Consider the following 23,608-nt stretch of genomic DNA (forward strand, 5'->3'; position numbering starts at 1 on the left):
CCGGCCGCAGAGTGGCAGATTCAGGGCTGGGACGGGACAATGGAAAAGCGGATTTGTACAATCAACGCCATGGGAGAACGGGTATGGAAAACACCAACTGGATTCAAGAAATGCTCATGATTGGCGTGGGCACAACCTCATTCCTAGCGGAAAAATTAACCGAGGTCGGCGATCAATTAGTGACCGAAGGCAAGATTGATCCGGAACAAGCCCGCACGATTATTGATGAAGTGGTGGGCAAAGTGAAGACAGAACAGGGTAATTTTGAAGAGCGGATGCAGATCCAACTGCGGAATGTGCTCCAGGATTTTGGGGTAGCGCGGCAGTCGGAAGTGGATGAACTGCGCGGCCGCATTGACCGCTTGGAGCATCAAGTGCGAGATTTAGAAAATAAACTGTGGCGTTAAGAGAAACAGAGTTTTTATGCGTGAAATTTGGATTAGTTTTGGCGTGATGGCTGTCTGTGCGGTGGTTTTGATCACCTCGTTGGTGTTGGGTTTGGGGGCGGGGCCGAGTGCGATCGCCGCTGAAAGTCAGCCAACCCCTGATACACTGACGGAACGTGAGGCGGCTCCGGCCCCCACCATTGTTTTTGATGAGGAAGAAGCCCCTGTGAGCGACAGCACCATTGTGACAACGGATTCCGGTTTGCAATATGAAGTGATTACCCCCGCACCGGAAGGGGCAGCAAGTCCCACAAAGGGCAAACGGGTGACGGTTCACTATACGGGCACGCTGGAAAATGGGCAAAAGTTTGACAGTTCCCGCGATCGCGGCACGCCTTTTTCCTTCAAAATTGGCGTGGGTCAAGTGATTAAAGGCTGGGACGAAGGCGTGTTATCGATGCAGGTGGGTGAACGCCGCAAGCTGATCATTCCGCCGGATCTGGGGTATGGGGCGCGGGGGGCTGGCGGCGTGATCCCCCCCAATGCTACGCTCATTTTTGACGTGAAATTACTGGCGACCCAGTAAGCGCGTTGGTTTGGATCGCGATCCCTTTCGGTGTCTGCATCGAAAGGGATTCTGGTGTTTAAGGTGAATCGGGAGTAAAACAGCATGCGGGTGATGGGGTTGATGAGTGGCACGTCCGTGGATGGCATTGATGTGGCCTGTGTGACGATTGAGGGGCAGGATCTGGAGATTTGCGTCACCCTCGAAGCGGGGATCACTGTCCCCTACGCGCCAGAACTGCGATCGCATATTCTCGCCGTTTGTGGTGGGGAACCCCTGACGGTGGCGCAGTTGACGACCCTCGATGATGCGATCGCCGTTGCCTTTGCCGAAGCGGCCCAACACCTCCAGGCCAGCACCGGCCCCGTGGATTTGATCGGTTCCCACGGCCAAACCGTCTTTCACCGCCCTCCCCAGGGCGATCACCTCGGCTACAGCGTCCAACTGGGCCGGGGAGAAGTAATCGCCCAACTGACCCAAACGCCGACGGTGAGCAATTTCCGCGCCGCAGATTTGGCAGCGGGGGGCCAGGGTGCGCCCCTAGTGTCGCGTTTGGATGTGGCCCTCCTCAGCCATCCCACGGAGCACCGCTGCATCCAAAACCTCGGCGGCATCGGCAATGTTACCTATCTACCGCCGCGCCACATGTCAGATTGGCAACACCACATCATGGGCTGGGATACCGGGCCGGGGAATGTGCTGATCGATTTAGCGATCGCCCAACTCACCCATTACCAACAAACCTACGATCTTGGCGGTCAATGGGCGGCCCAAGGTCAACCCTGTGCTGACCTGATCGACACCTGGCTGCAACATCCCTTTTTCCACCAACCGCCCCCCAAATCCACCGGCCGCGAACTCTTCAGCCCGGACTACCTCCAGCACTGTTGGGAACAGGCCCAAGCCCACGGCCTCAGTGATGCGGATTGGCTCGCCACCCTGACCGACTTCACCGCCCGCACCGTCGCCCTCAGTTACCGCACCTTTTTACCCCACCCGCCCGATCGCATCCTTCTCTGTGGTGGCGGCAGCCGTAACCATTATCTGCGCGATCGCCTTGCCCACCACCTCGCCCCTGCTGGGGTGGAAACCACGGATCAGCACGGCGTAGATTCCGGCAGTAAAGAAGCGATCGCCTTTGCCGTCCTGGCCTATTGGCGCTGGCAGGATGGCAGTCCTGGCAATGTCCCCGCCGTCACGGGAGCCAAGCAGGCCTGTACCCTCGGTGAGATTCATCCCGTCATCCGTCAGTCCTGAGGGTATACTGGTGCATGAAAACCTATCGTCTAATATTGCGCCGTGTCTCACACCTTTCTGCTAGAGGAAGGACGCTGGACGTTCAAAGGTCACTGGTTAGAACGCAGTGGTGTACCCATTCCAATTCAGGGCAAAACCTTAATCGCCTGGGGACAAGAAAACTGGTTTACTTGGGTGACTCGCTTGGATTTTCCCAATAGTGAGCAGCCACCCATTACCCTACAGTACAGAGGCCGTCTAGATTTAGGCGATCGCCTCTATAATTTCGTCCTTCAACACAGTGTCTTTGGGCATATTGAAGGGGAAGGGTGGGTTGCACCGGACTCAATTGTGCAAACCTATCGTGTGATTAGCGATGATGAACGCCAAAGCCAGCGACAGAGCGGATTCGAGAGCCTATATCGCCTTGATGATCAAACCTATCTGCTTTCTAGTGGTATTTTTGTCGGGAATGCCATGACCACCACCCTAGAAGCAACCCTTCGTCGTCAAGGTTAGCTCTGTATATTTACTAAATTCTGTATGAAAATCAAGCCATAATGGTGGGGAAAGGCTAGCCTGCGCCTGAAGCCATTCCACCTCCATCACCCATGGCTCTCAGAAGGGAATCGTAACTATGACTGACCCAAACCTTGGTCGTCGCTTATCTAATCGCTATCATCTGGTTGAACTCGCGGGGAAAGGCGCGATGGGGCGTGTTTATCGTGCGGAAGATACGCTGTTGGGCGGGGTTAATGTTGCAGTCAAGTTTTTGGCGCAGACCCTGTTAAATCAGCGGATGCGCGATCGCTTCGAGCGAGAGGCCACCATTTGCGCCCTCCTGGCCGAAAAAACGATGCACATTGTCCGCGTTAAGGATTACGGCGTGGATGACCATGATGTGCCCTACTACGTGATGGAGTTTCTCCAAGGGGAAAACCTCAGCGACATGATCAAAGCCAACGCCATTCCCTTCGGACGGTGTTTGAGTATTGTGCGCCAAGTGTGTCGGGGGCTGAACTGCGCCCACCAAGGCATCTTATTTGGTAGTGCATTAGATTATTGTGGGGAAGGAGAGGATATCCTGCCAACTCCAGCGATGGTCAGTCAATCCTGCTCGTTGTGCCGCCGTGCTCTTGTAGCGACTGTGCTGCCAGATCCAGTTGAAATAACTCACCACTAAACGCACCGTCACCTTTGTCTGCTGCCACAGTTTGCCAAACTTGTTCTGTCGTCGATGCCACCTACCCGTCTGCTGCCTGATAATTCCATTGGTACGCTCCAACCGTTGCGTTTGGTCTTTGCCAATGTAGTGCTCAATTTCCAGCGGCAGTACCCGCTCATATCCTCCCCAGTTGTCACTATTCCATTGCTGGCAATGGGTCTTTCCCTCCGTGCTCACCACCAGTTCTTCAATCAGTTCATCGGTGTGTTTCCCCACTCGTGCTGCCAAGATTAACCCGCTCGAATCTGCCAAACTCATCGCAATCCAGCAATCGCCTACTTCAACTTCTTCGGGCAAGCATTGTTTGTTTTTTTTTCACGAATGACCACATCTCATCAGCACTCACGTCCTCCGTTTCCACGCCCTGCACTTGGTCGTTATGAACCAGCAAAGCTTTAGCACTGGCGGCACGAATAATACTGACCACGGTGTTATAGGCTAATCCGCTGATGCGGCTGACTCCTCGCAAGCTAGTGCCTTCACTGTGGGCTTGAAGTACTTGCTCAATCTGCTCCGGAGTAACATGGCGATAGTAGTAGAGGGTGTCAAAACTCTCGGCAAAGGTTTGCTGGCAGTGAGGGCAGAAGTAGCGTTGATGACCATTGGGCATTTTGCCGTGTTTGTGGGTTTTGGGATGACCGCAGAGCCGACATTCCATAGTTTTAGTGCAGTGGTAACGATTCCTCTACTTTACCAAACCCACATCATTTTGACGCACTACCTCTTATTTAAAGGGGAACCCAGCCAAATCATTCACCGGGATATTAAACCCAGTAACATCCTCATCACCCAAGATCCCAGCGTCGGGGAACTGGTGAAACTGCTGGATTTTGGGATTGCGAAATTAATCGAAGCCAACCGGGATCAAACCCATTCTTTTATGGGGACGTTGGCCTACTGTTCGCCGGAACAGATGGAAGGGAAAGAATTAGATCATCGCTCGGATATCTACAGTCTGGGGGTGACGCTCTACGAGATGCTCTCGCGGGATATGCCCCTGTTGCCGGAAAATAATTCCTTTGGGGGCTGGTACAAGGCGCACCACGAATTCCGACCGTTGCCCCTGCGCCCGGAGTTAAAAATTCCGCCGGAGTTGAGCCAGTTGGTGATGCGGTGTTTGGCGAAAAACCCGGAGCATCGTCCCCAGTCGGTGCAGGAGATTTTGCAACTGATTGAACCGATGGAGGTGGAATTCAACCGATCGCAGAAAATTGCGCAATTGGATGCGATCGCCACCACCGCCGCAACCTCAACCACCCCTAGTATCCCCTCCACGATCGAAAATGCTTGCTGGAGTAAACAATGGCCCAGCAATAAACCGCGCCAAAAAATTGTTTTTCCCCAAATCATCCGCTCTGAAAGCGATGCCGTTGCCTCCCTCTGGGTGATGCTGGAATTAAATGACATTGTTAACCGACGCTCCAGCACTCGGTATAATCAGTTTCTCTTTTCCACCATTCCCCATCCGATGCTGTTGTGGTTAACGGTGCTTTACAACCGTCAGCACGGAGCGCGTTGGTTGCCCTGTTATCTTGACCTCAAAACCCCCATGGGTCAGCAAGTGACGCGCTTACTGGGTGAAATTGGCCATTATCGGGTTTTGTTTTTCGCCCTGGAAAATCCTGCCCGCTGCGAACATGTAACCACCACCACCATTGACCCCGAACAATGCCAACGCCTCCAAGATTGGGTGCAAATTAGCAAGGGCATTCCCGACGCGGGTCAAGCGGCGATGAGTAAAGGTTTGCTCCGGCAGGAACTCGAAAAGTTGAAGCCCAAAATCCTGATGAAGCTCGAAGCGAACCACAATAGTGTTTCCACCCGTCCCCCTTATTGACCCCAGGCGATCGCATCACTGACGCAGGGGCTTATTCTTGAGGTGAAAAGAAGAGGACGGGAAACCAACTATGGCGCAAGATTTCGTTGGCAAAGCTCGGAGCAGTCCAATCCATTAACGCGCCTCGACTGACATAGGCTGTTGCGATCGCACTGATATCAAACTCCAGCGCCACATCATTCAACTCATCCATCGGGTCTCCCGAACGCACCACCGTTTCCACCTGCAAGCCGTAGGCTTCCAGTTCCGCCTGAACATCTGCTAGTTTTTCCTGGGCCATTTGTTCCTCAACCTCGTAGCGAAACTCCCGTCGGCCACCGCTTTCTGTGATCACCCACACCAACAAACAGGCTTGCAAACGCTGCTGATCGTTCTGCGGGAGGATGGTTTTCAGTTCTTGAATCAAATACTGTGCGGCTTCACTGCCATTGTAGGGAATTAAAAGATAGCGCCAGAGGTGTTGACAGCGGAGGCTTAGCTCTTCGCGGGTGTAGGTGGAAATCAGTTGCGGGCGCAGGATCATCAGGGGTTGTGTGAGGCTGCGGGTTAACCCCACCGTGGTACTGCCAAAAATGGTTTCTTGTGCCAAGCTGCGGGTCGGGGTTCCCAGCATAACCACTTGACTGTGGTAATGGGCTACCAACTTAGGGATGGTTTCAGTGGGCTTACCGGACACCACTTCAATCTGCACCTCAGTGTCAGCAGGACAATCCATCGTTGCCGCTAGTAGCCGGGTTCGAGCCTGATCTATTTTTTCGTGATCCACCCGTGGCACGCCCCATTCGTCCCAAAAGGGCACAGTGTGGACAAAAACAATCTGTTGGCAACCGCTCGCCGCTAACTCAGGAACAAAATGGATCAGACGATGTAAACCATCTGAAAAATCAGTGCAAACCAGGCAACGTTCAAACATAAGCGGGAGCGGGTGAAGGGTCAGCTTCCTTTCATTATCCTATGCTTGTTGAATTTCGCTGTGGCTTGCTTAACACAATGGTGCAGAAGAGGTGCGATCGCACAAGGGTGAGGAGTAAAGGGATCGGCGCAGCACCGCCGGTGGCGAGAAAGGATGCTCCCAGAGAAATCACAGCCTAATCTTCTGCTGGGGATGAGAGGGTTGTGATTGGGGGGTTACCCGTCGGGTCACGGTTGAGAGTAACGGTCTGAGGGAGCGCCCCGCGTCCCTAGCATTTTCCGCTGTGGACAGTGCAAGAGAACTGAGGTCGGCCTCGCCGTTCCTGGGGATCTTGTCAGCTAGGCTCCAATCCCCCATTCGTGCCGCAGAAACTCTTTGTACATGTTTTCACGCACCAACATTTGGCGATACATGTTGACCAAGAATTCTTGGGCCTGTTCACGACTCATCTGATTAACTTGAGTCTCGAACGTGCGGATGTTGAATTGTTGCTCCAAAGATAGATCGATGGGCTTGGACATAGTGACCTCCAAACGACATAAAGACGTTGAACTGACATCCCAATCAGCAAAGCGAATTGGTGATGATATTACAAAACATAACAAAGGCTTGACAAAAATGCCAGTCAATATTGATACCGTTTTGTGATTTCTCCAATTCTGACCCATGGGCGAGGGCGGTGGCTGTTCGTGTTATGCACGTTTTAGCGACTTTCCCCAGGGATAACCGCTCAAACTGAACACAAACTCTGAAAGAATGTTGAGGAGGACTGGACGACAGAGGAAAGGGGTTCAGGGCTGGGTATACTGCCCGTTTGGACGGATTAGGGCTGGGGTTAATCTCAAAACTCCGGGGGCGTTTGCAGAGAAGATCGGAGAAAACTTGACGAATTGTGTAAACATTCTGTAATAATTAATCGTGGAGCCAACAAAAAAAAGTAAATTGTATCTGGCCTGTCAGTTATGCAGGAGTTAACAGGTCATTCCCTGCCCAGAGTAGACGTTGTTATACAATCTAGCTGTTGTATGCCTGAAAGCTCTTAGCCGTGTTGTCGGCAGTTTAATCAGTATTATTTTGGCAAAAAATTCGCGATCGCATCATCATGGGCTGGGAGCACAACATCACTTCAATTCATTTACGTCCCATGCTCCCCGTGCAAAGCGGTGTTACGGTTTAGCCCAAGTCCACAGCCTGTGACTGGGCGGTTTTGTTCGTTTCGTTTATTCATATCCGGAGATAATAACTTATGTCTATTCGCCTTTATGTTGGCAATTTGCCGAAAGAATCTGTGGATCGCCAAGCGTTGCACGCCATTTTTGAGGAATTTGGGGAAGAAGTTTCGACGAAGGTGATTAAAGATCGCAAAACTGGGAAATGTCGGGGCTTTGCGTTTGTGACCGTGCCGACGGATGAAATGGCAGACCAAGTGATTGAAAAGCACAATGGTCAAGCGTTTATGGAAAGCACGCTCAAAATTGAGAAAGCGTTGCCCCGTGAAAAAGCGAAGGTAGAAAAGGAAGGGGGCGGCACCAGCAGCAGCACCCCAACCCCCAGCCCGAAACGCGCCCCCGCTGCGAAAAAGCGGGCTACTACGTCCAGTTCAAGCGGTGGTTCTGTGCAACCTGATCCCCGGTGGGCGGATGATTTGGCGAAACTGAAAGAAATGCTGTCTGCTCAAACCAGCAGTTCTTGAGCGATTCACGCTTTTAATTATTTGAGTTCATTCGGGTAAGGGACGTGGGTTCCTTGCCTTTTTTTGTGAGCGATGGGGATGGGGCGCGATCGCACCCCCCATCTCAACGTATTGATCCCGGTTTCGTGGGATTATGGGAACGGTTTTTGATGCGACTAATCAGGAGTAATGGTATGACGACCGATCCCGTTCAAGTGATGAAACAGGAGGTAGGCAAAGCTGCCGCCGCACGGGTTCAATCCAATTCAATTGTGGGGTTAGGTACAGGGTCAACTACCGCGTTTGCGATTCAATCCTTGGGCGATCGCCTTGCCAGCGGTGACCTGACGAATATTGTCGGTATTCCCACCTCTTTTCAGGCTGAAGTGTTGGCCAAAAAATATGGCATTCCCCTGACGAGCTTGGATGCTGTGGACAAAATTGATGTGGCGATCGATGGGGCGGACGAAGTTGATCCCCAGAAAAATTTAATCAAAGGGGGCGGCGCAGCCCATACCCGCGAAAAAATTGTTGATACCTTGGCGGAGATGTTTATCGTGGTGGTCGATCAAGGGAAGTTAGTCGATCGCCTAGGTTCAACGTTTTTGCTGCCGGTGGAGGTTATTCCCATGGCGATGACTCCGGTGATGCGGGCGATCGCTGCCCTAGGCGGTAAACCCGAACTGCGTATGGGCGTGAAAAAAGCCGGCCCCGTGGTGACCGATGAAGGAAATCTCGTCATTGATGTGAAATTTGACGACATCCCCGACCCCGCCGGTTTAGAAAAAACCCTGAATAATATTCCCGGTGTTTTGGAAAATGGCTTGTTCGTCAACTGCACCGACTTGGTGCTTGTGGGCGAAGTGAAAGACGGCCAGGCCAGCGTCCGAGAGTTCTAGCCTCAGCCTTGCGCTACGGGTGTGGGATAGCTCGGCTGTCCAGCATTGCCTGAAACTGGACGGGCTGCGATGCAATGCGTTTGTTGCAGCCCTAGCCCACACACCGATTTTGTGACAGACAAGGGGCTAATGAAACTTACGGAAATAATCCGGTAATTCCGTAATGCGAGCATCTTGCTCGCTAGAGGTTTAGAGCCTTTTTCAATTACCGGATTAAATAGTTAACCTCCATAAGCCCCTTGGGGTCTTTGCGGAGTGCTCCCCCTGGTGTTCCGGGCTTAGCGACGTTGGAGGATGGGGGCGTGGAAAATGGCTTCAGAGTCGAGGACAATGCTGCTGGTTTCGCGGAGATAGCCGGTGATGTAGGGTTCGAGTTCGGGGGGAAAAAGACCGTCAGGGGGTTGGAGGAGGGTGGGATCGTAGGGGGTGATTTCGTCAATGGTTTGTACCATGACTCCAAGTAAATGGGTGCTGAATTTGAGGATGATCACGGTGACGGTGGAGAGGGATTCGAGATCGAGACCGCCGAGGCCAAGGAGATGGTTGAGGTCTAAGATCCAGAGCATTTCGCCGCGCCAGTTATAAATTCCCAAGACACAATCGGGCATGTCGGGGACGGGGAGGACATGGGCGATCGCTAAATACAGCACCTCTTGAATCGACTCCACGGGTAGGAGAGCGGGGTTTTCGATGCCCAGTTGAAAATTAAGATATTTTTGCTCTTGTGCTTCGGGGTGGGGGAGGGGAGTTATGTCACTCCGACGCGAGGAGACCGCTGGTAAATTCACCACCGCATCCTGAAGGGAGGAGCCGGATTCTAACCAGGCGGCCAAATCAATCGCGAGGGCGGTACTGGCGAGGGAGAGGGTTTGTCGCCAGAGGGGTTGGGACTGTTCCGACAGATTGCCGATGACTTCAACTTGGCTCAATCCGGGGATTTGCAGTTTTTTTAAGCCCCGTTCGATGATTTGGGTGCAGCGTTGGGGCTGGGGAAACTCCGCAGCGGAGAGGTCGATCTGGAGACGGCTTTTGCTCCAAGTGACTTTAGCGTTAATCCCTTCAGGATTGAGCTTGTAATTGAGAAGCCGTGCGATGACCTGGGGGTCTCCGGCCCGTGCTTGCTGCAAAATGCGGTCTTGCTCTGGGGTGGGTGCGGTGGTGTTCATCGCATTAGAGATAGTCGCAGAGTAGGGTGTCACGGGTGGCGCGGCCGGTGCTGGGGTTGGTGCCGGTGGCGCGATCGCATAGTTCCATTTGAATATCTTCACGGAGCAACACATCGGTAAAGTCTGCCCCGTCAATGTTGGCTCCGTTAAACCGTGCTCCCATGGCCAAGGCCCCTTCCAGATTGGCATTGTGGAGGTTGGCACGGGTCAAGCGGGCTGATCCCAGCATGGCAAACTGAAGATTGGCGGCTTCGAGGTTCACCGAATCCATGTTGGCGGAAAAAAAGGTTACCCCTTCGAGGTTGGCGTGGCTAAAATCGCTCTGGCGCACATCGGCACTTTTAAATTGAGAATCGCGCAAATCCTGGCCGGAAAAATCGACCCCGTTTAAAAAGCGATTGTTATAGTCAGTGGCGGCGGCAGTGGGAGCGATCGCACCCCAGAGCATCACTAGCATCATCAGACCCAGCCCAAACGCGGCGATGCGGCGAAGTTTTAACCCCAAACGTTTCATAATCATGACGGTTTCAACACAGATGCTCATCAGGTTTTATTGCGATCCTATCATTGTTCTCCGCTAGAGTTCTTTCAGTTTGGACGGAGCGAGATTGTGATGCAACGGAGGAGGGATGTACCCATGGGCAAACCAAAGAAACAGCAGGATTATTGGGCCGGATATTGGGGCGAAATTCGCGCTCAACAGTGGCTCCAGTCCCAAGGGTGGCGAGTGTTACACCACCGCTGGCGGTGTCGTTGGGGGGAGTTGGATCTGGTGGCGCAAGAACCCAATCATCAGGCCCTAGTGTTTGTGGAGGTGAAGACGCGGGGCGATCGCAACTGGGATCATCACGGCCTCCTCGCCATCACCCCCCACAAACAGGCCCAACTCTGGAAAACAGCCGAACTCTTTTTAGGCGAGTTTCCCCAATACAGCACTGTTCCCTGTCGGTTTGACTTGGCGTTAGTGCAGTATCGTGGGGTGATTCATGGCACGTTAACCCCGGCCCAGGTGGCGGATCAATTCAGCATTTACGATTATCTTGAAGGAATCTTGAGTTAGGCCGGGGCGATCGCGACAACTCACGGCGATCAGCCTTGAGCCTCGGTTCAAGACCGACAACCAAACACCACAAGCGAGGGTTGATGTCAACAAAAGCCTGTTTGATTTTTAACCCGGCATCGGGCCAAGGGGATGCAGAGCGCGATCGCGCCATCATCACCGAGCAGTTAGATCCCCATTTTGATCTCACCATTTACTCAACCACTCCCGACATCAGTGCCCGCGATCGCGTCAAGCAAGCCAAAACCGAAGGCTACGACCTGATCATCGCGTCAGGGGGTGATGGTACGGTGTCCCAGGTAGCGGGGGAATTGATTAACACGGAAATTCCCCTGGGGATAATTCCGAGGGGGACAGCGAATGCGTTTGCGGCGGCCTTTGATATTCCCAATGATCCCGTGGCGGCCTGTGCGGTGATCCGTGAAGGGTTGACCCAGGCGGTGGATGTGGGGTGCAGTGAGGGGCGGCCGGTGATTTTGTTGGCGGGGGTGGGGTTCGAGGCCAATGTGGTGGCAGGAGCCGATCGCGCTGCCAAAGACCAGTTTGGTGCTCTGGCCTATTGGTTTTCGGGGGTGCAACAACTGCGGACACTTGACCCGTTTCAGGTGGAATTGGAAACTGAGGAGCGGGTGATTTCAGTGACAGCGATCGCGGTGACAGTGGCCAATATTGCGCCCTCGACCTCGATTTTTGCCCAAGGGCCAGCGGAATTATTACCCGATGATGGCTTGCTTGATGTCACGATCATCGCGCCGGTCAATTGGGCGAGTGCGATCGCTGCCTCTCAGCACCTCCTCCAAACTGCGATCCAAAACCGTCCCGCCGAACGCAACGACATCGGCTACTTCCGCACCCGCCGCCTCACGATCACCACCGATCCCCCCCAAAACGTTGTCATCGACGGCGAACTCGCCGGCCAAACCCCCATCACCATCGACTGCATTCCCAACGGCCTCACCCTCATCCTGCCCACCGAAAAAGCCCCCACCCAAGCCGAAGACCTGTCTGGCCTGCCTGATTTAAACATCACACCCAAATCCACCGACTCATCCTCCAAGTAAAGTCACAAGAACCGAAGGATAAGCGATTAAAATTGCAAACGTAACGATACTCACCTTTACCCCTCTTGCGACCCATGAAACCTGTTGTCATAACCTTTTTGCTGCTCGTGGCCTATGGCTGGGGCATTTGGAAATTTTGGAAGGGCTACGATCGCACCAACTTCCAAGCCAGTCTGGTCAGTAAAGTTACCCTTGCCCTCTTCTGGCCCGCCCTCCTAATCGTCAACAAGTCCTACCGCAAAAACTTCCAAAAAGCCCTGCGCGGCTAACCCCCACCCTTCCGTGAGCGAAGCCGCTACAATAGGCCCTCTGAACCATTGAATTGCGGAATTTTACTCTAATGCCCACACAAATCAGTGCAGCGGATCTCGCTGCTTTAGACGATCAACTCTCCAAACGCTTTATTGAGCTTGATCCGGACGGGTATTTTCTGATTTTTCTCGAACGAGAGGCCGGCCTAATTTGCGCCGCCCACTACACCAACACGATCAGCGAAAAAGGGTTAGCCCTCGACCCGGCAACCGGTAAACCGTTACCCGTGCGGGGCAAAGTCGAGCGCGTCCCCACCCAGGTGTTTAAAGGCCGCACCGCGAAAGAGTTGGGCATCAAAATCACAGAACAGGCCCAACCCTGTCCGCTGTCCTATTTAGATCACGCCCTGTATTTGGGGCGGGAGTTCGTGCGGGCAGAATTGGCCTTAATCCAAGGCACGGACTATGTTCAAGATTAGGGCGGTGTTGAACTCGCCGCGTTTGGTGGCCACATCGACAATACTGGCTTCATACAGGAGCGCGAGAAGACGTGGATCGCCCCCTGAGCCAAAATCCGATCTACGCAGATCGAGGGTCTCCGTGGCGATCGCATTGGACAGTGTCGCCTCGCTTTGATTCGGGTTGAGGCAGTTAGAGCCAATTACGAGCAACAGGGTCGCCGTAAACAGTGCAATAGTTTGAGGTTTCATAGCGCTTGAAAATGAGTGAAAAACAGCCCTAGATAAAGGCGCACAAGCCTTCATACTAGCAGGCGTTCCCCGTTCGCTTCAGCCGGCCTGAAGCCTGGGGCCGGGGTCTTCTCCTGGACAGTCTGAGGCGAAAAGAGTTCCCCACCGAATGGGTCGGTTGTTCGGCGCGATCGCTGCATCTCCACCCCACACGAACGAGTTCAGCGGCTATCGAGGTAGCCATGCCCGTGCTAAAATCCCTAAGACAAAAAGCGTAGAGACATCAACCCTATGGATAATCCAGTCAAAAGCCCCGAAAATCCCCAAGTCTTTTTTGATGTGTCTGTCAATGGTCAATCACTGGGTCGCATCACCTTTGAACTCTTTGCCGATGTTGTCCCGAAAACAGCAGAAAACTTCCGCCAACTCTGCACCAATGAGCCGGGCTTCGGCTATAAGGGCAGCGTCTTTCATCGCATTATTCCTAACTTCATGTGCCAAGGTGGAGACTTCACCAACCACAACGGCACAGGCGGCAAATCCATCTACGGACGCAAGTTTAAGGACGAAAACTTCACCCTCCAACACGATCGCGACGGCTTACTCTCCATGGCCAACGCTGGTCCCAACACCAACGGCTCGCAATTTTTCATCACTACCGTGGTGATCAACTGGCTTGATGGTAAGCATGTGGTGTTTGGTCAAGTCATCGATGGCATGGATGTGGTGAAGCAACTCGAAGGGTTGGGAACCAACAGCGGCAGTCCCCGCGCTAAGGTCGTGATTGAAGACTGTGGCCAACTTTAAGCGTGTTCCAGCAAAATAAATATTCAAAATACTGTGTGAGGGGTGAGCGAAGTCGAACCCCGGTCGTTTGACTTCGACTTCGCTCAGTCTGCACGAATTGGATAATTTTTGCTGTGGAGCACTCTAAGTCATTGCACTTCCCCTCGATGAACCCACGACCCGCGTGAGCCGCCCCATTCCCTGTCTGCCCTCATTCACGTACTGAACATGACACACAACACCAGCGATGATGTGAATTGGGTGGATTTGGACGAGGATAGGTCCCCCACTCCACCGGACTCCCCTGTACTCTCTTTAGCATCCGACACGGCTCGCACGCCGTTGGTGATGGTGGAGACGGCCTTTTTAGCCAGTGCCGCGAGTTTGATTTGGCTGATTAATTATTACTTTCCCTTGGGGCCGATTTTGCGAATCTTTTTTCCGATTCCGATCGCGCTGGTGTATTTGCGGCGGGGACGGCGGGCGGCTTGGATGGCGGCCTTGGTATCGGGGATGTTGCTGTCGGTGTTGATGGGGCCGACGCGGAGTATTTTGTATGTGATGCCCTACGGTTTGATGGGGGTGCAGCTAGGGATGATGTGGCGGCGGGGGAGTAGTTGGTATTGGTCGATTCTGTTGGGGACGTTGTTGGGGACGCTGGGGTTTTTGTTTCGGTTTTGGTTGTTGTCGATTTTGCTGGGGGAAAATTTATGGGTGTATGTGATTAATCAGGTGACGACCTGGGCGGATTGGGTGGTGATGCGGCTGGGGTTGTTGACGCAGCCAGAACGGGTCTGGGTGGAAATTGCGGCGATCGCGCTCCTGCTGGTGAATAGTGCGATCTATCTGTTCACGGTGCATCTCGTGGCGTTGCTGATGTGCGATCGCCTCAAAACCCCTATTCCTCGCCCTCCCAAGTGGATTCAAATTCTGTTCGATTATGACTACTAAGAGACCGAAAAAATCCTAATCGAGAGCACACCGTAACAGCAGGATTATGTCAAGATGTCTAGAAGTGTGAAAAACAGAAATTTCGTATGGCAAAAAGTCGCACCTGGCAAGCTTTACTCACCATAAGCTCTGGGGTTGTTGTGGGTCTTGTGTTGTTAGGCGGCAGCATCCTTTGGGCCCAACAGCAGGGATGGTTTACGACGTTAGGACTGCCTCGATTCTCCCTCCCATCTCCGTTTAAATCTGCTCAAAAACCGCTCGATGAACAATCGGAGGTGTTGCCTCTGGTGAGTCAGTCCGTAGAAGACCGTCGCCCAGCGTTGGAGCGTCTGGTGTCTCAGGCTGGTCATGGGATTGAGCAGTACCGTGCTCGTTATCTGCTGGCGATTGATCTCTTGACGGAACTTGAAGGAGGGCGAGCGTTACGGTTGTTGGATGGCTTGGAAACAGACTATCCGGTGCTGGCTCCGGCGATTTTGCTGAAGCGATCGCGGGGCTATGCACTGACGAACAACCCTGAACAGGCCACCGCCACGTTGAAGGCGTTAGTGGAGCAATATCCTGATTCTGTGATCGTGGGAGAGGCATTGGTGAAGCTCGGTGAGACTGAACCGGCCGATTGGGAGCGGGCGATCGCCGAGTACCCTTACCATCCGGCGGTGCATCAAATGGTGCGCGATCGCCTGGATGGCCAACTTCAGCAGCCGGAATTACTCTTATTCCTTGTGCGCTACGACAGCGGCAGTGCTGAAACCGATCCATTGCGCGATTATCTCGTGGAAAACTACGCCGATCAACTCACCCCGACCGATTGGCAAGCGATCGCCGATGGCTATTGGCAAGCCTGGCGCTATGGCAACGCCGCCAGCGCCTACCGTCGTGCCCCCCGCACCGCCCAAAATCTCTACCGCATTGCCCGCGGCCAAGATATTTCAGGTCAAAGCAGCGAAGCAAAAATCAGTTATCAAAACCTCGCCAACACCTTCGGAGATGCCGAAGACACCGGCCAAGGCTTGTTGCACCTCGCGCGTCTGTCCAGTGCCGAAGATGCCATTCCCCACCTCAACCAGGTGATCCGCCAATTTCCGGAGCACGCCCCCACCGCCCTCGTGAATAAAGCGGATCGCTTAGAGGAATTGCGCCGGGGCAATGCCGCCGGCCAAGCTCGTCAAGCCCTCCTGGATCGCTATCCCAACTCCGATGCGGCCCTCCGCTATCGTTGGCAGCAGGCCCAGGCCAAAGCCGAAGCCGGTAACTATGGTGATGCATGGAAATGGGCCTATCCCATCGCCCTCAATGACCCAAAACATCTCCTCGCGCCCAAAGCTGCATTTTGGGTGGGGAAATGGGCCAATGAACTGGGACGCACGGACGATGCGAACGATGCCTATCGCTATGTCCTGACCCAGTATCCAGAGTCTTACTATGCCTGGCGATCGGCCTCTCTCCTCGGCTTGGATGTGGGCAGTTTCACGACGGTGCGCGCCCTGTCTCCTCGGATCACCCTTCCCACGGTGCGACCGCTTCCCCCGGCCGGATCGGCCCTGTTTCAAGAACTGTACCAATTGGGTCAGGATCACGATGCCCAGATGGTGTGGTATGGGGAAATGGGCGATCGCACCACCCTCCATTACGGCGATCAAGCCGATTTAACGGTGAATGAGCAATTCACCGAAGGCATGATTAAGGTCGCCCTAGGGGACTACATCCGAGGCATTACGGACATTTGGAGCCTCAAAGAGCGCGACAGTCCAGAAGACGAAGCCCAATGGCAAGCCCTGCGCAACGAGGACTACTATTGGCAAACCCTGTTTCCGTTTCCCTTTAGTGAAACCGTCTTTAAATGGTCTCAAGAGCGTCAACTCAATCCCCTCTTGGTCATTGCTCTCATCCGCCAAGAGTCCCGCTTTCAAACGGATATTCGGTCATCGGCGGGGGCGATCGGCTTAATGCAAGTGATGCCGGAAACGGGGGAATGGGTGGCTGAACAAAGCGGGATGGGTGACTATCAACTGATTGACCCGGATGATAATGTTCAATTGGGGACGTGGTTTTTGGACTATACCCATCGGGAGTATGACGGTAATTCGATGCTGGCGATCGCTAGTTACAATGCGGGACCGGGCAATGTTAGTCAATGGGTGCAGCGGTTCGGCTTGAACGATGGGGATCAGTTTGTCGAGGAAATTCCATTCGGCGAAACCCAGGGCTATGTGGAATCTGTGTTTGGCAATTATTGGAATTATCTACGGGTTTACAGTCCCGAAATCGTCGATCAAATCACCGAATAATCGGCGCGATACCCCAAACGCCCCTGCCTGGAATCCAGTGGAGTGCGAGCTTCTAGCTCGTTGTCTTGAACTGGAATGGGGAGTTGTCTTGAACTGGAATGGGGAGTTGTCTTGAACTGGAATGGGGATGAGTGAGCCGGAGGCTCACACTACCTTTCCTGGAATCTGATGGAGTGCGAGCTTCTCGCTCGTTGTCCTGCCCGGATTGATGGGAATGATCAGGATTGGGCGGGATTTTGGGGACTAACGAGGCTGTTGACCGTTGAGGGTGATCGGTGCGGGCAGAGCCGGAACGGTCATGCCAAAAAAGGTTTCTTGGAGGGCTGCGATCGCCCGTTGATATTGGGGATCTCGCTGCGTTCCTTGGATGGACGGATTCGCCCGCAGGAGGCGTTGCTGATCACGGCTGAGATCCACCTCAATATTGGGGGTGACACCGTGTTTGTTGATGGTGATACCGCTGGGGGGATAGTAGCGGGAGATGGTGACGGCGAGGCCGGATTCATCGGAAAGTTGATGGACGGATTGGACGGTTCCCTTGCCGTAGGTCCGGCTGCCGACGAGGATTGCCCGGCCGTTGTCTTTCAACGCGGCGGCGAGAATTTCACTGGCACTGGCGGAGTAATGATCCACGAGCACCACGAGGGGCAGTTCCGTCAGGGCAGTACGGTTGGCGCTGTATTGGCGATCGCCCCCTTGACGATCTACCGTGCGGACAATCATGCCAGTTTCCATCCACATCCGCGCAATATCCACACTGGCGAACAGCAATCCCCCCGGATTGCCCCGCAGATCGAGGACGAAGCCTTGGGCGTTTTGGGCTTCCAGGGCCGTGATCGCCTTCTCCATTTGTTCAGCGGCGTGGGAGCTAAACTCATCGAGACGTAAATACCCAATGCTGAGGTTGCCTTCCTGTTGGAGGCTGTAGTGCAGGACGGGAACCTCAATTTGTGCCCGCTGGATTGTCACTTCAAACAGGCCTTTTTGGGGGCGAACCAGTTGTAAGCGCACGGTGCTGCCTTCTTCGCCGCGCAGGATTTCGCTGGCTTCTTCGACGGTCATCAGGGCCGTGGGGCGATTGTCGATGCGGAGAATGCGATCGCCCGCCTCAATACCTGCCGCCGCTGCCGGTGAATCTTCTAGGGGTTGAATCACCTTTAATGAACTGGTCTGTTCATCAACTGTGAGTTGAACCCCAATCCCAGAGAGTTCGCCAGAGGTTTGATTGGTGAGGTCAGAATATTCACTGGGGTCTAGGAAGCGGGTGTAGGGATCATTGAGGAGTTTGAGCGCGTCCCGAATGGCGGTATAGGCATCGTTTTGGGATAAATACTGTCGGCCGAGGAGTTCCTGGCGTGTGGCCTGCCAGGCATTCATGTCGAAGTCTGTGCCCACAAACTCGTCGTTGACGATCTGCCAAACTTCATCAATAACCACTTTGGGGCTATCCTCCAGAGCAGCCTCCACTGCGGGGGTAATGCCAGGGGCCAGCATTGAGGCGGTGGCTAAGGTCGCGATCGCACTGTTGAGGAGGAAAGAAGGCAAAAAGGCGGAGGGTTTAAAGGCAGATCGGTTCATAATCTCGACTTGACGAAGAAGGGGGCGGAATCGAGCAAGAGTAGCCCAATATCACCGCACAGGGGCGGGTACAGGCTAATTCTCAGGATAAATCAAGAGCTTCAGGGCGTAGTGAACGAATCAGCCAGTTTTCTGATTGTCTGAACGTTCGCCCAGTCTATGGCTTAAACAAATGCGGAAAAACTTACTCAGAATTTACCTTGACGAGGGAATATAGACAGTTTCTCAACTTCTTTGACTCTCCATAAAATCTAACAAAATTTGACGGTGAAGCACACTGAGGGGACGAACTTCCTGCGCGACCGGAGAGTATTGCTCCCCTTGTCGAATAGCGGCTGGGCTGACTAGTCCTAAATCCCACCCCTCTTGGAGGACAAGCTGATCGAGGGGAACCGTCAGAGGGCAGACAAAAATATGGCGCTGGACGTGCTGATCGGGATATTCACCAAACTTAACGGGGGGATTGGTGAGGGTATAGCAAATTTCTTCGTAGAGTTCCCGTTTGAGGGCGGTGGCGGGGTCTTCTCCCGGTTCGAGGTGGCCGCCAAAAAAGCCCCACTGTCCGGGGGCAGCAATGCCGGGCACATTGTCCCGCAGTTGCATGAGAAAGTGGTCTTGGGATGGGATGATCGCGATCGCTACTTCCGGTTTTGCCATGACGAGAGGAAAGAGTCCCTTTAAGATGGATGGTTAGGATGCCTAAATCATAGGCAATAGCGTTGAGGAATTTTGAAGATGGCGACGATTGCCGTGATTGACTACGACATGGGGAATTTGCACTCGGCCTGTAAGGGGTTGACGGAAGCCGGGGCGCAAACGGTGGTGACCAGTGCTGCGACAGAAATTCTTGGGGCGGATGCGATCGTCTTGCCGGGGGTGGGGGCGTTTGATCCAGCGGTGCAGCATTTGCGATCGCGTTCCTTGGAGGGGCCGATTCGTGATGCGATCGCCGCCGGCAAGCCCTTTTTAGGCATTTGTCTCGGTCTCCACTTACTTTTTGAAGGGTCAGAGGAAGGCATTGAACCGGGATTAGGGATTATCCCCGGTTATGTCCGCCGTTTTCGCCCCGAACCCGGCTTAACGATTCCCCACATGGGCTGGAATACCCTGAACTTCACCCAGCCCCACCATTGGAGTTGGCAAGGGTTAGATCCATCGCCCTATGTGTATTTTGTCCATTCCTACTATGTTGATCCCGTTGATCCGGCGGTCTGCGCGGCCACGGTGCAACATGGGCAGCAAGTGGTGACGGCAGCGATCGCCACCCAAAACATCACCGCTGTTCAATTCCACCCCGAAAAATCCTCCACCGCCGGATTAAAATTGCTGGCGAACTTCGTGCGTCAGGTTAAAACTGCTGCATTGGTGTCCTGAGCCGTCCCATTCCCTCTGTTGTTGAAACTCGCCAAAGGTTCCACCGTCAAGATACAATACCCTCCTAAGATTTATTGAGGCCTATGGCGATCTCGCTCAAAAAAACCTCACAGTTAACTGAGGTACAGCGGTATTGGGAACTTCTATATGTGTTGGTTCAACGTAACTTAAAAGCACGATATCGGGGGTCGCTCTTGGGGGTCTATTGGTCACTTTTGAATCCTCTGATTATGACCGGCATTTACACCGCGATTTTTGGTGATGTGTTTTCGTCTTATTATGGAGATTCTCTAGTTGACTATATGCTTGCCGCCTTTACGGGGTTGAGCGTAATTCATTTCTTTTCCGGGTCAACCTCCCAAGCCTTGGTTAGCGTGGTGGGAAATGGTGTTTTACTGAATAAGATTAAGCTGCCGGTGAGTGTGTTTCCGGTCGCCATGATTGCCTCGAATGTCTTTCAATTTTCTGTAGGGATGTTTCCGCTGTTAGCGATTGTCACCTTTGTGCGATCGCACAGTATTTTAAACGTTCTAGCCCTCATGCTTCCCTTGGTTTCCCTGGTGTTAGTCTGCACGGGAATTGGCCTCTTTGTGAGTGCCTTGTTTGTCTTTTTTCGAGATCTCCCTTACTTCTACGAACTTGTCACTTTTGTGTTGTGGTTTAGTTCCCCCGTGTTTTATCCCAAAGATATTATCCCTGACGCTATCGAACCCTTTTTGACCTTAAACCCCCTAATTGATATCATCGATAGCATTCGCGATATTGCCTTAGATGGTCGAGTGATCACAATCTGGGGCTATGGTCAAAACCTAGGCGGGCCAAATCTCATTGAGGTATTCCTGAGCTTGATGTATGGCTTGCTCTTTCTGCTGATGGGCTGGCTTTGCTTTCGGTGGTGGCGACCCCGTTTTATGGACTTATTGTAAATGCAGGAAGTGATTCGACTGGATCAAGTCTCCCTTTGGCGACGCACTCAAGAAGAGTTTTCCTATGACTTAAAAAAAACAGTCTTGTCAGTGCTAGAGGGAAAGTTTAATCGTCCAAAACGCAAGCTCGTTTTAGACGGGATTGACTTGGTGATTGAACGGGGAGATAAACTCGGCATTATTGGCCCCAATGGCTCTGGAAAATCCACCTTACTGAAGGTGATCAGCGGCATTTTAGAACCCACCCACGGCACGTTACGGGTGCGGGGTAATATTGCGCCTTTGATTGAGTTGGGGGCGGGGTTTGATGTGGAATTATCGGTGTTCGATAATATCGTGATGTATGGTGTGATGTTGGGATTTTCCCGCCGCGAGATGCAGCAGCGGGCGTTTTCCATCTTAGATTTTGCGGAATTGAATGATTACTATCTCGCGCCGGTGAAGGCGTTGTCGTCGGGGATGACGGCGCGGTTGGGGTTTGCGATCGCCACCGATGTTCACCCCGATATCTTGATCCTGGATGAAGTCCTTTCCGTTGGCGATGAAAGCTTTATGCGCAAATGCCAAAAGCGGTTAGATGCGTTTTGGCAAGATCACGTTACCGTTCTCGTGGTCTCCCACTCGATGGACTTTATTCGCGAATCCTGCAATCGCTGTATTTTTCTGTCCAACGGCTCGATTCAAGCGGCGGGTGATGCGAAGGACATTGTGGATCAGTACCTTGACGGTATTGCTCCACCCTAATCAGCATGGCTACCGCCACCGGACACTAGGGTGACGACAGGATTTGAGAGCCTTGGTCAATGAGGTGGGCTTCTAGATCCAGGCGGCATTGTTGAGCCAATTGCCACAGTTCTTGCTCAGAATACTGGGGGTGCTGAGTTGCCTGCTGGAGCTTGTGATAGATCGCTTTGCTGCTGTCGAGGGTGGGGAATTGACTAGAGGCGGCGCGGATTTTGGGGTGTGCTGTCGAGAGAACCTGCTCACTGGTGTTGAAGAGCGATTCATGGAGTTTTTCGCCTGGCCGTAGCCCCGTAATGGCGATCGGAATGTCGTGACCCGGTGTGAAGCCCGCCAGAGTAATCATCTGTTCAGCAAGATCGTAGATATTCACGGGTTCGCCCATGTCTAGTACTAAAATTTGTCCCGATTGACCCACCGCCAAACTTTGAATCACTAGTTGCGAGGCTTCGGGGGTGGTCATAAAGTAACGGGTCATGGCGGCATCGGTGACGGTGACGGGGCCACCCCGCGCAATTTGGGCTTTAAAGATGGGGACGACACTGCCGCGACTGCCGAGGACGTTCCCGAAGCGCACGACCAAAAAGCGTGTTGTCCCGGTGGTTGCAAAGGAGCGCACCAAGAGTTCCGCGAGGCGTTTGCTCAGACCCATAAAATTGCTCGATTCGACGGCTTTGTCGGTGGAAATCATCACAAAGGTTTTCACCCCGACTTCGGTGGCGAGACGGGCAAGATCGGCGGAGGCGATCGCATTATTTTCCAGAGCTTCCGTGGGGTTCTGCTGCATCAGCGGCACATGCTTATGGGCGGCGGCGTGGAAAATAATCTCCGGTCGCCACTGGTGCAGGAGGGCAGTCATGCGATCGCGGTGGCGAATATCAGCAATCAAGGGTTGAAGCGTCAAGTCGGGGAAGGTGCGCCGTAGTTCTTGTTCAATGGTGAAAATGCTATTTTCACCGCGCCCCAAGAGCAAAATTTGGTGAGGTCGCAGGGTGGCCACTTGGCGACAAATTTCCGAGCCGATCGTGCCGCCCGCTCCGGTGACGAGAACGGTGCGCTGCTCAATTTGCTGGCGGGCGGAGGGGAGTTGAGCGTTAAAGGCCTCGCCAAAGTCCAGGTTGATTTCTGCCCGGCCCAGGATGTCTTGAATTTGGATCTCGCGGGCTTGGGGGGTGAGGAAGCGATCGCGCAGCAGTTCCGCATGGCCGGGCAGGATTTTGAGGGTGAGCGGGGTTGAGTTGACCAAGGCTAAAATCCGCCGGATCTGGTCAGGATGGGCAGACGGAATCGTGATTAGGGCTTCGGCAACGCCATGGTATTGGGCAATCTCCACAAGCTGCGCAGTTGTGCCCAAGACCTTCACGCCTTCGACGGTGCGGCCGACTTTGGTGCGATCGTCATCCACAAACCCGACAATCTCTAGGGCTAAATCCGCATTTTGCCGCGCTTCCTGCACCACCAGCGCCCCGGCCTGGCCTGCACCAATCAACAGCACCCGCTGTACTGATTTAGTGCGGCGATGATGCGTCGCCTGTCGCCTAAAGGGTTGCTGCACCGAACGCCGCCGCGCATAGCGTAGCACCACCATCCCCATCAAACAAAAACTCCAGTCAATCACCGCCACTCCCAATGGAATTCCGGTTTGGGTAATGTCCAGACGCGGCAAAATTAAGCGCGTCAGGGTGATGACCAGCAGCGAGTAAAACGTCACTGCATTCAGGAGACGAATGAAGTCTTTGAGGCAAAATAAGCGCCACACATGCTGATAGAGGCCAAAGCAAGTTTGGGTGAATAACCGTCCGGGAATGGCCACCAACGGTAACACCCAGGCCAGGGTGACATGGGGGGGGGCGATCTGACCCTCAAACCTGACCCAAAATGCCACTAAGCACATCAGCCAGGCGACGCACCCATCTAAGCCAAAATGCGCTAAACGATAGACCGACGGTAGGCGAACTCGTTTCCCCATCAATTCCACATCCCGTAATTGTTCCTAGCACT

At 53.5% G+C, this 23,608-nt stretch carries 26 protein-coding genes and 1 pseudogene; 18 read left to right on the forward strand and 9 right to left on the reverse strand.

Annotated features, from left to right (window positions below; genetic code table 11):
• The first annotated feature begins 83 nt into the window (after positions 1 to 83).
• The 5 genes and pseudogenes from SPI6313_RS21715 to SPI6313_RS24560 form a co-directional block, all read left to right on the forward strand.
• Complete coding sequence (locus SPI6313_RS21715) at positions 84 to 407, forward strand: phasin family protein (protein WP_072622871.1); 324 nt, start codon at positions 84 to 86, stop codon at positions 405 to 407.
• Between the two features lie 16 nt (positions 408 to 423).
• Positions 424 to 972 carry an FKBP-type peptidyl-prolyl cis-trans isomerase gene (locus tag SPI6313_RS21720; RefSeq protein ID WP_072622872.1) on the forward strand — a complete coding sequence of 183 codons (549 nt, stop codon included), beginning with the start codon at positions 424 to 426 and terminating at the stop codon, positions 970 to 972.
• An 84-nt stretch (positions 973 to 1,056) separates the two neighbouring features.
• Positions 1,057 to 2,208 (forward strand): anhydro-N-acetylmuramic acid kinase, encoded by a 1,152-nt coding sequence (locus tag SPI6313_RS21725; protein ID WP_072622873.1) that lies wholly within the window; start codon positions 1,057 to 1,059, stop codon positions 2,206 to 2,208.
• A 42-nt stretch (positions 2,209 to 2,250) separates the two neighbouring features.
• The gene (locus SPI6313_RS21730) at positions 2,251 to 2,706 is read left to right on the forward strand and encodes a hypothetical protein (RefSeq protein WP_072622874.1); all 456 of its coding nucleotides are present in this window, start codon (positions 2,251 to 2,253) and stop codon (positions 2,704 to 2,706) included.
• 118 nt (positions 2,707 to 2,824) lie between these two features.
• Positions 2,825 to 3,310 (forward strand): annotated as a pseudogene (locus SPI6313_RS24560) (protein kinase domain-containing protein); the annotation flags it as partial.
• Here SPI6313_RS24560 and SPI6313_RS24175 read toward each other — a convergent pair.
• A protein-coding gene (locus tag SPI6313_RS24175) for an IS1 family transposase (protein WP_217650704.1) occupies positions 3,242 to 4,070 on the reverse strand; the annotation gives its coding sequence in 2 pieces (ribosomal slippage) (positions 3,242 to 3,718 and positions 3,720 to 4,070; 828 coding nt in all). The pseudogene SPI6313_RS24560 and the gene SPI6313_RS24175 overlap by 69 nt on opposite strands.
• On the opposite strand from SPI6313_RS24175, the gene SPI6313_RS21750 reads away from it, so the two are divergent.
• Positions 4,047 to 5,249: a serine/threonine protein kinase gene (locus SPI6313_RS21750; protein ID WP_245788948.1), complete on the forward strand. Its 1,203-nt coding sequence runs from the start codon at positions 4,047 to 4,049 to the stop codon at positions 5,247 to 5,249. The two genes, SPI6313_RS24175 and SPI6313_RS21750, sit on opposite strands and share 24 nt — an antisense overlap.
• Before the next feature lie 31 nt (positions 5,250 to 5,280).
• Here the strand turns inward: SPI6313_RS21750 and SPI6313_RS21755 are convergent, their stop codons facing one another.
• Positions 5,281 to 6,162, reverse strand: coding sequence for a universal stress protein (locus SPI6313_RS21755; RefSeq protein ID WP_072622877.1), 882 nt, complete (start codon positions 6,160 to 6,162; stop codon positions 5,281 to 5,283).
• Between the two features lie 338 nt (positions 6,163 to 6,500).
• Positions 6,501 to 6,683 carry an NblA/ycf18 family protein gene (locus SPI6313_RS21760; RefSeq protein WP_072622878.1) on the reverse strand — a complete coding sequence of 61 codons (183 nt, stop codon included), beginning with the start codon at positions 6,681 to 6,683 and terminating at the stop codon, positions 6,501 to 6,503.
• A 725-nt stretch (positions 6,684 to 7,408) separates the two neighbouring features.
• Between SPI6313_RS21760 and SPI6313_RS21765 the strand changes: the two genes are divergently transcribed.
• Complete coding sequence (locus tag SPI6313_RS21765; protein ID WP_072622879.1) at positions 7,409 to 7,855, forward strand: RNA recognition motif domain-containing protein; 447 nt, start codon at positions 7,409 to 7,411, stop codon at positions 7,853 to 7,855.
• Positions 7,856 to 8,028: 173 nt separating this feature from the next.
• Positions 8,029 to 8,733 (forward strand): ribose-5-phosphate isomerase RpiA, encoded by a 705-nt coding sequence (gene rpiA / locus SPI6313_RS21770; RefSeq protein ID WP_072622880.1) that lies wholly within the window; start codon positions 8,029 to 8,031, stop codon positions 8,731 to 8,733.
• A 278-nt stretch (positions 8,734 to 9,011) separates the two neighbouring features.
• On the opposite strand, the gene SPI6313_RS22570 is transcribed toward rpiA, so the two are convergent.
• Both SPI6313_RS22570 and SPI6313_RS21780 read right to left on the reverse strand, forming a co-directional pair.
• Positions 9,012 to 9,932: a chemotaxis protein CheW gene (locus tag SPI6313_RS22570; protein WP_217650705.1), complete on the reverse strand. Its 921-nt coding sequence runs from the start codon at positions 9,930 to 9,932 to the stop codon at positions 9,012 to 9,014.
• Positions 9,904 to 10,359: a pentapeptide repeat-containing protein gene (locus tag SPI6313_RS21780; RefSeq protein WP_084669226.1), complete on the reverse strand. Its 456-nt coding sequence runs from the start codon at positions 10,357 to 10,359 to the stop codon at positions 9,904 to 9,906. Before SPI6313_RS21780 ends, SPI6313_RS22570 begins: the two co-directional genes overlap by 29 nt.
• Positions 10,360 to 10,536: 177 nt before the next feature.
• On the opposite strand from SPI6313_RS21780, the gene SPI6313_RS21785 reads away from it, so the two are divergent.
• From SPI6313_RS21785 to SPI6313_RS21800, 4 genes are all read left to right on the forward strand, one after another.
• Positions 10,537 to 10,959, forward strand: coding sequence for a YraN family protein (locus SPI6313_RS21785; RefSeq protein WP_084669159.1), 423 nt, complete (start codon positions 10,537 to 10,539; stop codon positions 10,957 to 10,959).
• 83 nt (positions 10,960 to 11,042) lie between these two features.
• Entirely contained in the window at positions 11,043 to 12,020 is a 978-nt protein-coding gene (locus tag SPI6313_RS21790) for a YegS/Rv2252/BmrU family lipid kinase (RefSeq protein WP_072622881.1), read from the forward strand.
• A 74-nt stretch (positions 12,021 to 12,094) separates the two neighbouring features.
• The gene (locus tag SPI6313_RS21795) at positions 12,095 to 12,289 is read left to right on the forward strand and encodes a hypothetical protein (RefSeq protein WP_072622882.1); all 195 of its coding nucleotides are present in this window, start codon (positions 12,095 to 12,097) and stop codon (positions 12,287 to 12,289) included.
• Positions 12,290 to 12,360: 71 nt separating this feature from the next.
• On the forward strand, positions 12,361 to 12,750 hold the full coding sequence (locus SPI6313_RS21800; RefSeq protein ID WP_072622883.1) for a DUF4346 domain-containing protein: 390 nt from the start codon (positions 12,361 to 12,363) through the stop codon (positions 12,748 to 12,750).
• Here SPI6313_RS21800 and SPI6313_RS21805 read toward each other — a convergent pair.
• Entirely contained in the window at positions 12,718 to 12,981 is a 264-nt protein-coding gene (locus tag SPI6313_RS21805) for a hypothetical protein (protein ID WP_072622884.1), read from the reverse strand. The two genes, SPI6313_RS21800 and SPI6313_RS21805, sit on opposite strands and share 33 nt — an antisense overlap.
• A gap of 270 nt (positions 12,982 to 13,251) precedes the next feature.
• Between SPI6313_RS21805 and SPI6313_RS21810 the strand changes: the two genes are divergently transcribed.
• The 3 genes from SPI6313_RS21810 to SPI6313_RS21820 all read left to right on the forward strand — a co-directional run bounded on the left by SPI6313_RS21810 (position 13,252) and on the right by SPI6313_RS21820 (position 16,988).
• Positions 13,252 to 13,767, forward strand: coding sequence for a peptidylprolyl isomerase (locus SPI6313_RS21810; RefSeq protein WP_072622885.1), 516 nt, complete (start codon positions 13,252 to 13,254; stop codon positions 13,765 to 13,767).
• A gap of 207 nt (positions 13,768 to 13,974) precedes the next feature.
• The gene (locus tag SPI6313_RS21815) at positions 13,975 to 14,697 is read left to right on the forward strand and encodes a DUF2232 domain-containing protein (RefSeq protein WP_072622886.1); all 723 of its coding nucleotides are present in this window, start codon (positions 13,975 to 13,977) and stop codon (positions 14,695 to 14,697) included.
• Positions 14,698 to 14,783: 86 nt separating this feature from the next.
• A complete protein-coding gene (locus SPI6313_RS21820; RefSeq protein WP_072622887.1) occupies positions 14,784 to 16,988 on the forward strand; it encodes a lytic transglycosylase domain-containing protein in 2,205 nt (734 codons plus the stop codon).
• Positions 16,989 to 17,231: 243 nt separating this feature from the next.
• On the opposite strand, the gene ctpB is transcribed toward SPI6313_RS21820, so the two are convergent.
• Together ctpB and SPI6313_RS21830 are read right to left on the reverse strand one after the other, a co-directional pair.
• Entirely contained in the window at positions 17,232 to 18,566 is a 1,335-nt protein-coding gene (gene ctpB / locus SPI6313_RS21825) for a carboxyl-terminal processing protease CtpB (RefSeq protein ID WP_072622888.1), read from the reverse strand.
• A 225-nt stretch (positions 18,567 to 18,791) separates the two neighbouring features.
• Positions 18,792 to 19,223, reverse strand: a complete 432-nt coding sequence (locus SPI6313_RS21830; protein WP_072622889.1) for an NUDIX hydrolase — start codon at positions 19,221 to 19,223, stop codon at positions 18,792 to 18,794.
• A gap of 78 nt (positions 19,224 to 19,301) precedes the next feature.
• Between SPI6313_RS21830 and hisH the strand changes: the two genes are divergently transcribed.
• From hisH to SPI6313_RS21845, 3 genes are all read left to right on the forward strand, one after another.
• Complete coding sequence (gene hisH / locus SPI6313_RS21835; protein ID WP_072622890.1) at positions 19,302 to 19,940, forward strand: imidazole glycerol phosphate synthase subunit HisH; 639 nt, start codon at positions 19,302 to 19,304, stop codon at positions 19,938 to 19,940.
• Positions 19,941 to 20,023: 83 nt separating this feature from the next.
• A complete protein-coding gene (locus SPI6313_RS21840; protein ID WP_072622891.1) occupies positions 20,024 to 20,866 on the forward strand; it encodes an ABC transporter permease in 843 nt (280 codons plus the stop codon).
• On the forward strand, positions 20,867 to 21,610 hold the full coding sequence (locus SPI6313_RS21845; protein ID WP_072622892.1) for an ABC transporter ATP-binding protein: 744 nt from the start codon (positions 20,867 to 20,869) through the stop codon (positions 21,608 to 21,610). It begins immediately after the preceding gene.
• A gap of 25 nt (positions 21,611 to 21,635) precedes the next feature.
• On the opposite strand, the gene SPI6313_RS21850 is transcribed toward SPI6313_RS21845, so the two are convergent.
• The gene (locus tag SPI6313_RS21850; protein ID WP_072622893.1) at positions 21,636 to 23,576 is read right to left on the reverse strand and encodes a polysaccharide biosynthesis protein; all 1,941 of its coding nucleotides are present in this window, start codon (positions 23,574 to 23,576) and stop codon (positions 21,636 to 21,638) included.
• Between the last annotated feature and the right edge of the window lie 32 nt (positions 23,577 to 23,608).

The organism is Spirulina major PCC 6313 (genome assembly GCF_001890765.1).
Classification (GTDB): domain Bacteria; phylum Cyanobacteriota; class Cyanobacteriia; order Cyanobacteriales; family Spirulinaceae; genus Spirulina; species Spirulina major.

Bases quoted from the DNA above. Each gene is read 5' to 3' on its own strand.
- SPI6313_RS21715 (WP_072622871.1), top strand. From the start codon at position 84: ATGGAAAACACCAACTGGATTCAAGAAATGCTCATGATTGGCGTGGGC.
- SPI6313_RS21720 (WP_072622872.1), top strand. From the start codon at position 424: ATGCGTGAAATTTGGATTAGTTTTGGCGTGATGGCTGTCTGTGCGGTG.
- SPI6313_RS21725 (WP_072622873.1), top strand. From the start codon at position 1,057: ATGCGGGTGATGGGGTTGATGAGTGGCACGTCCGTGGATGGCATTGAT.
- SPI6313_RS21750 (WP_245788948.1), top strand. From the start codon at position 4,047: ATGACCGCAGAGCCGACATTCCATAGTTTTAGTGCAGTGGTAACGATT.
- SPI6313_RS21755 (WP_072622877.1), bottom strand. From the start codon at position 6,162: ATGTTTGAACGTTGCCTGGTTTGCACTGATTTTTCAGATGGTTTACAT.
- SPI6313_RS21760 (WP_072622878.1), bottom strand. From the start codon at position 6,683: ATGTCCAAGCCCATCGATCTATCTTTGGAGCAACAATTCAACATCCGC.
- SPI6313_RS21765 (WP_072622879.1), top strand. From the start codon at position 7,409: ATGTCTATTCGCCTTTATGTTGGCAATTTGCCGAAAGAATCTGTGGAT.
- rpiA (WP_072622880.1), top strand. From the start codon at position 8,029: ATGACGACCGATCCCGTTCAAGTGATGAAACAGGAGGTAGGCAAAGCT.
- SPI6313_RS21780 (WP_084669226.1), bottom strand. From the start codon at position 10,359: ATGATGCTAGTGATGCTCTGGGGTGCGATCGCTCCCACTGCCGCCGCC.
- SPI6313_RS21785 (WP_084669159.1), top strand. From the start codon at position 10,537: ATGGGCAAACCAAAGAAACAGCAGGATTATTGGGCCGGATATTGGGGC.
- SPI6313_RS21790 (WP_072622881.1), top strand. From the start codon at position 11,043: ATGTCAACAAAAGCCTGTTTGATTTTTAACCCGGCATCGGGCCAAGGG.
- SPI6313_RS21795 (WP_072622882.1), top strand. From the start codon at position 12,095: ATGAAACCTGTTGTCATAACCTTTTTGCTGCTCGTGGCCTATGGCTGG.
- SPI6313_RS21800 (WP_072622883.1), top strand. From the start codon at position 12,361: ATGCCCACACAAATCAGTGCAGCGGATCTCGCTGCTTTAGACGATCAA.
- SPI6313_RS21805 (WP_072622884.1), bottom strand. From the start codon at position 12,981: ATGAAACCTCAAACTATTGCACTGTTTACGGCGACCCTGTTGCTCGTA.
- SPI6313_RS21810 (WP_072622885.1), top strand. From the start codon at position 13,252: ATGGATAATCCAGTCAAAAGCCCCGAAAATCCCCAAGTCTTTTTTGAT.
- SPI6313_RS21815 (WP_072622886.1), top strand. From the start codon at position 13,975: ATGACACACAACACCAGCGATGATGTGAATTGGGTGGATTTGGACGAG.
- SPI6313_RS21820 (WP_072622887.1), top strand. From the start codon at position 14,784: ATGGCAAAAAGTCGCACCTGGCAAGCTTTACTCACCATAAGCTCTGGG.
- ctpB (WP_072622888.1), bottom strand. From the start codon at position 18,566: ATGAACCGATCTGCCTTTAAACCCTCCGCCTTTTTGCCTTCTTTCCTC.
- SPI6313_RS21830 (WP_072622889.1), bottom strand. From the start codon at position 19,223: ATGGCAAAACCGGAAGTAGCGATCGCGATCATCCCATCCCAAGACCAC.
- hisH (WP_072622890.1), top strand. From the start codon at position 19,302: ATGGCGACGATTGCCGTGATTGACTACGACATGGGGAATTTGCACTCG.
- SPI6313_RS21840 (WP_072622891.1), top strand. From the start codon at position 20,024: ATGGCGATCTCGCTCAAAAAAACCTCACAGTTAACTGAGGTACAGCGG.
- SPI6313_RS21845 (WP_072622892.1), top strand. From the start codon at position 20,867: ATGCAGGAAGTGATTCGACTGGATCAAGTCTCCCTTTGGCGACGCACT.
- SPI6313_RS21850 (WP_072622893.1), bottom strand. From the start codon at position 23,576: ATGGGGAAACGAGTTCGCCTACCGTCGGTCTATCGTTTAGCGCATTTT.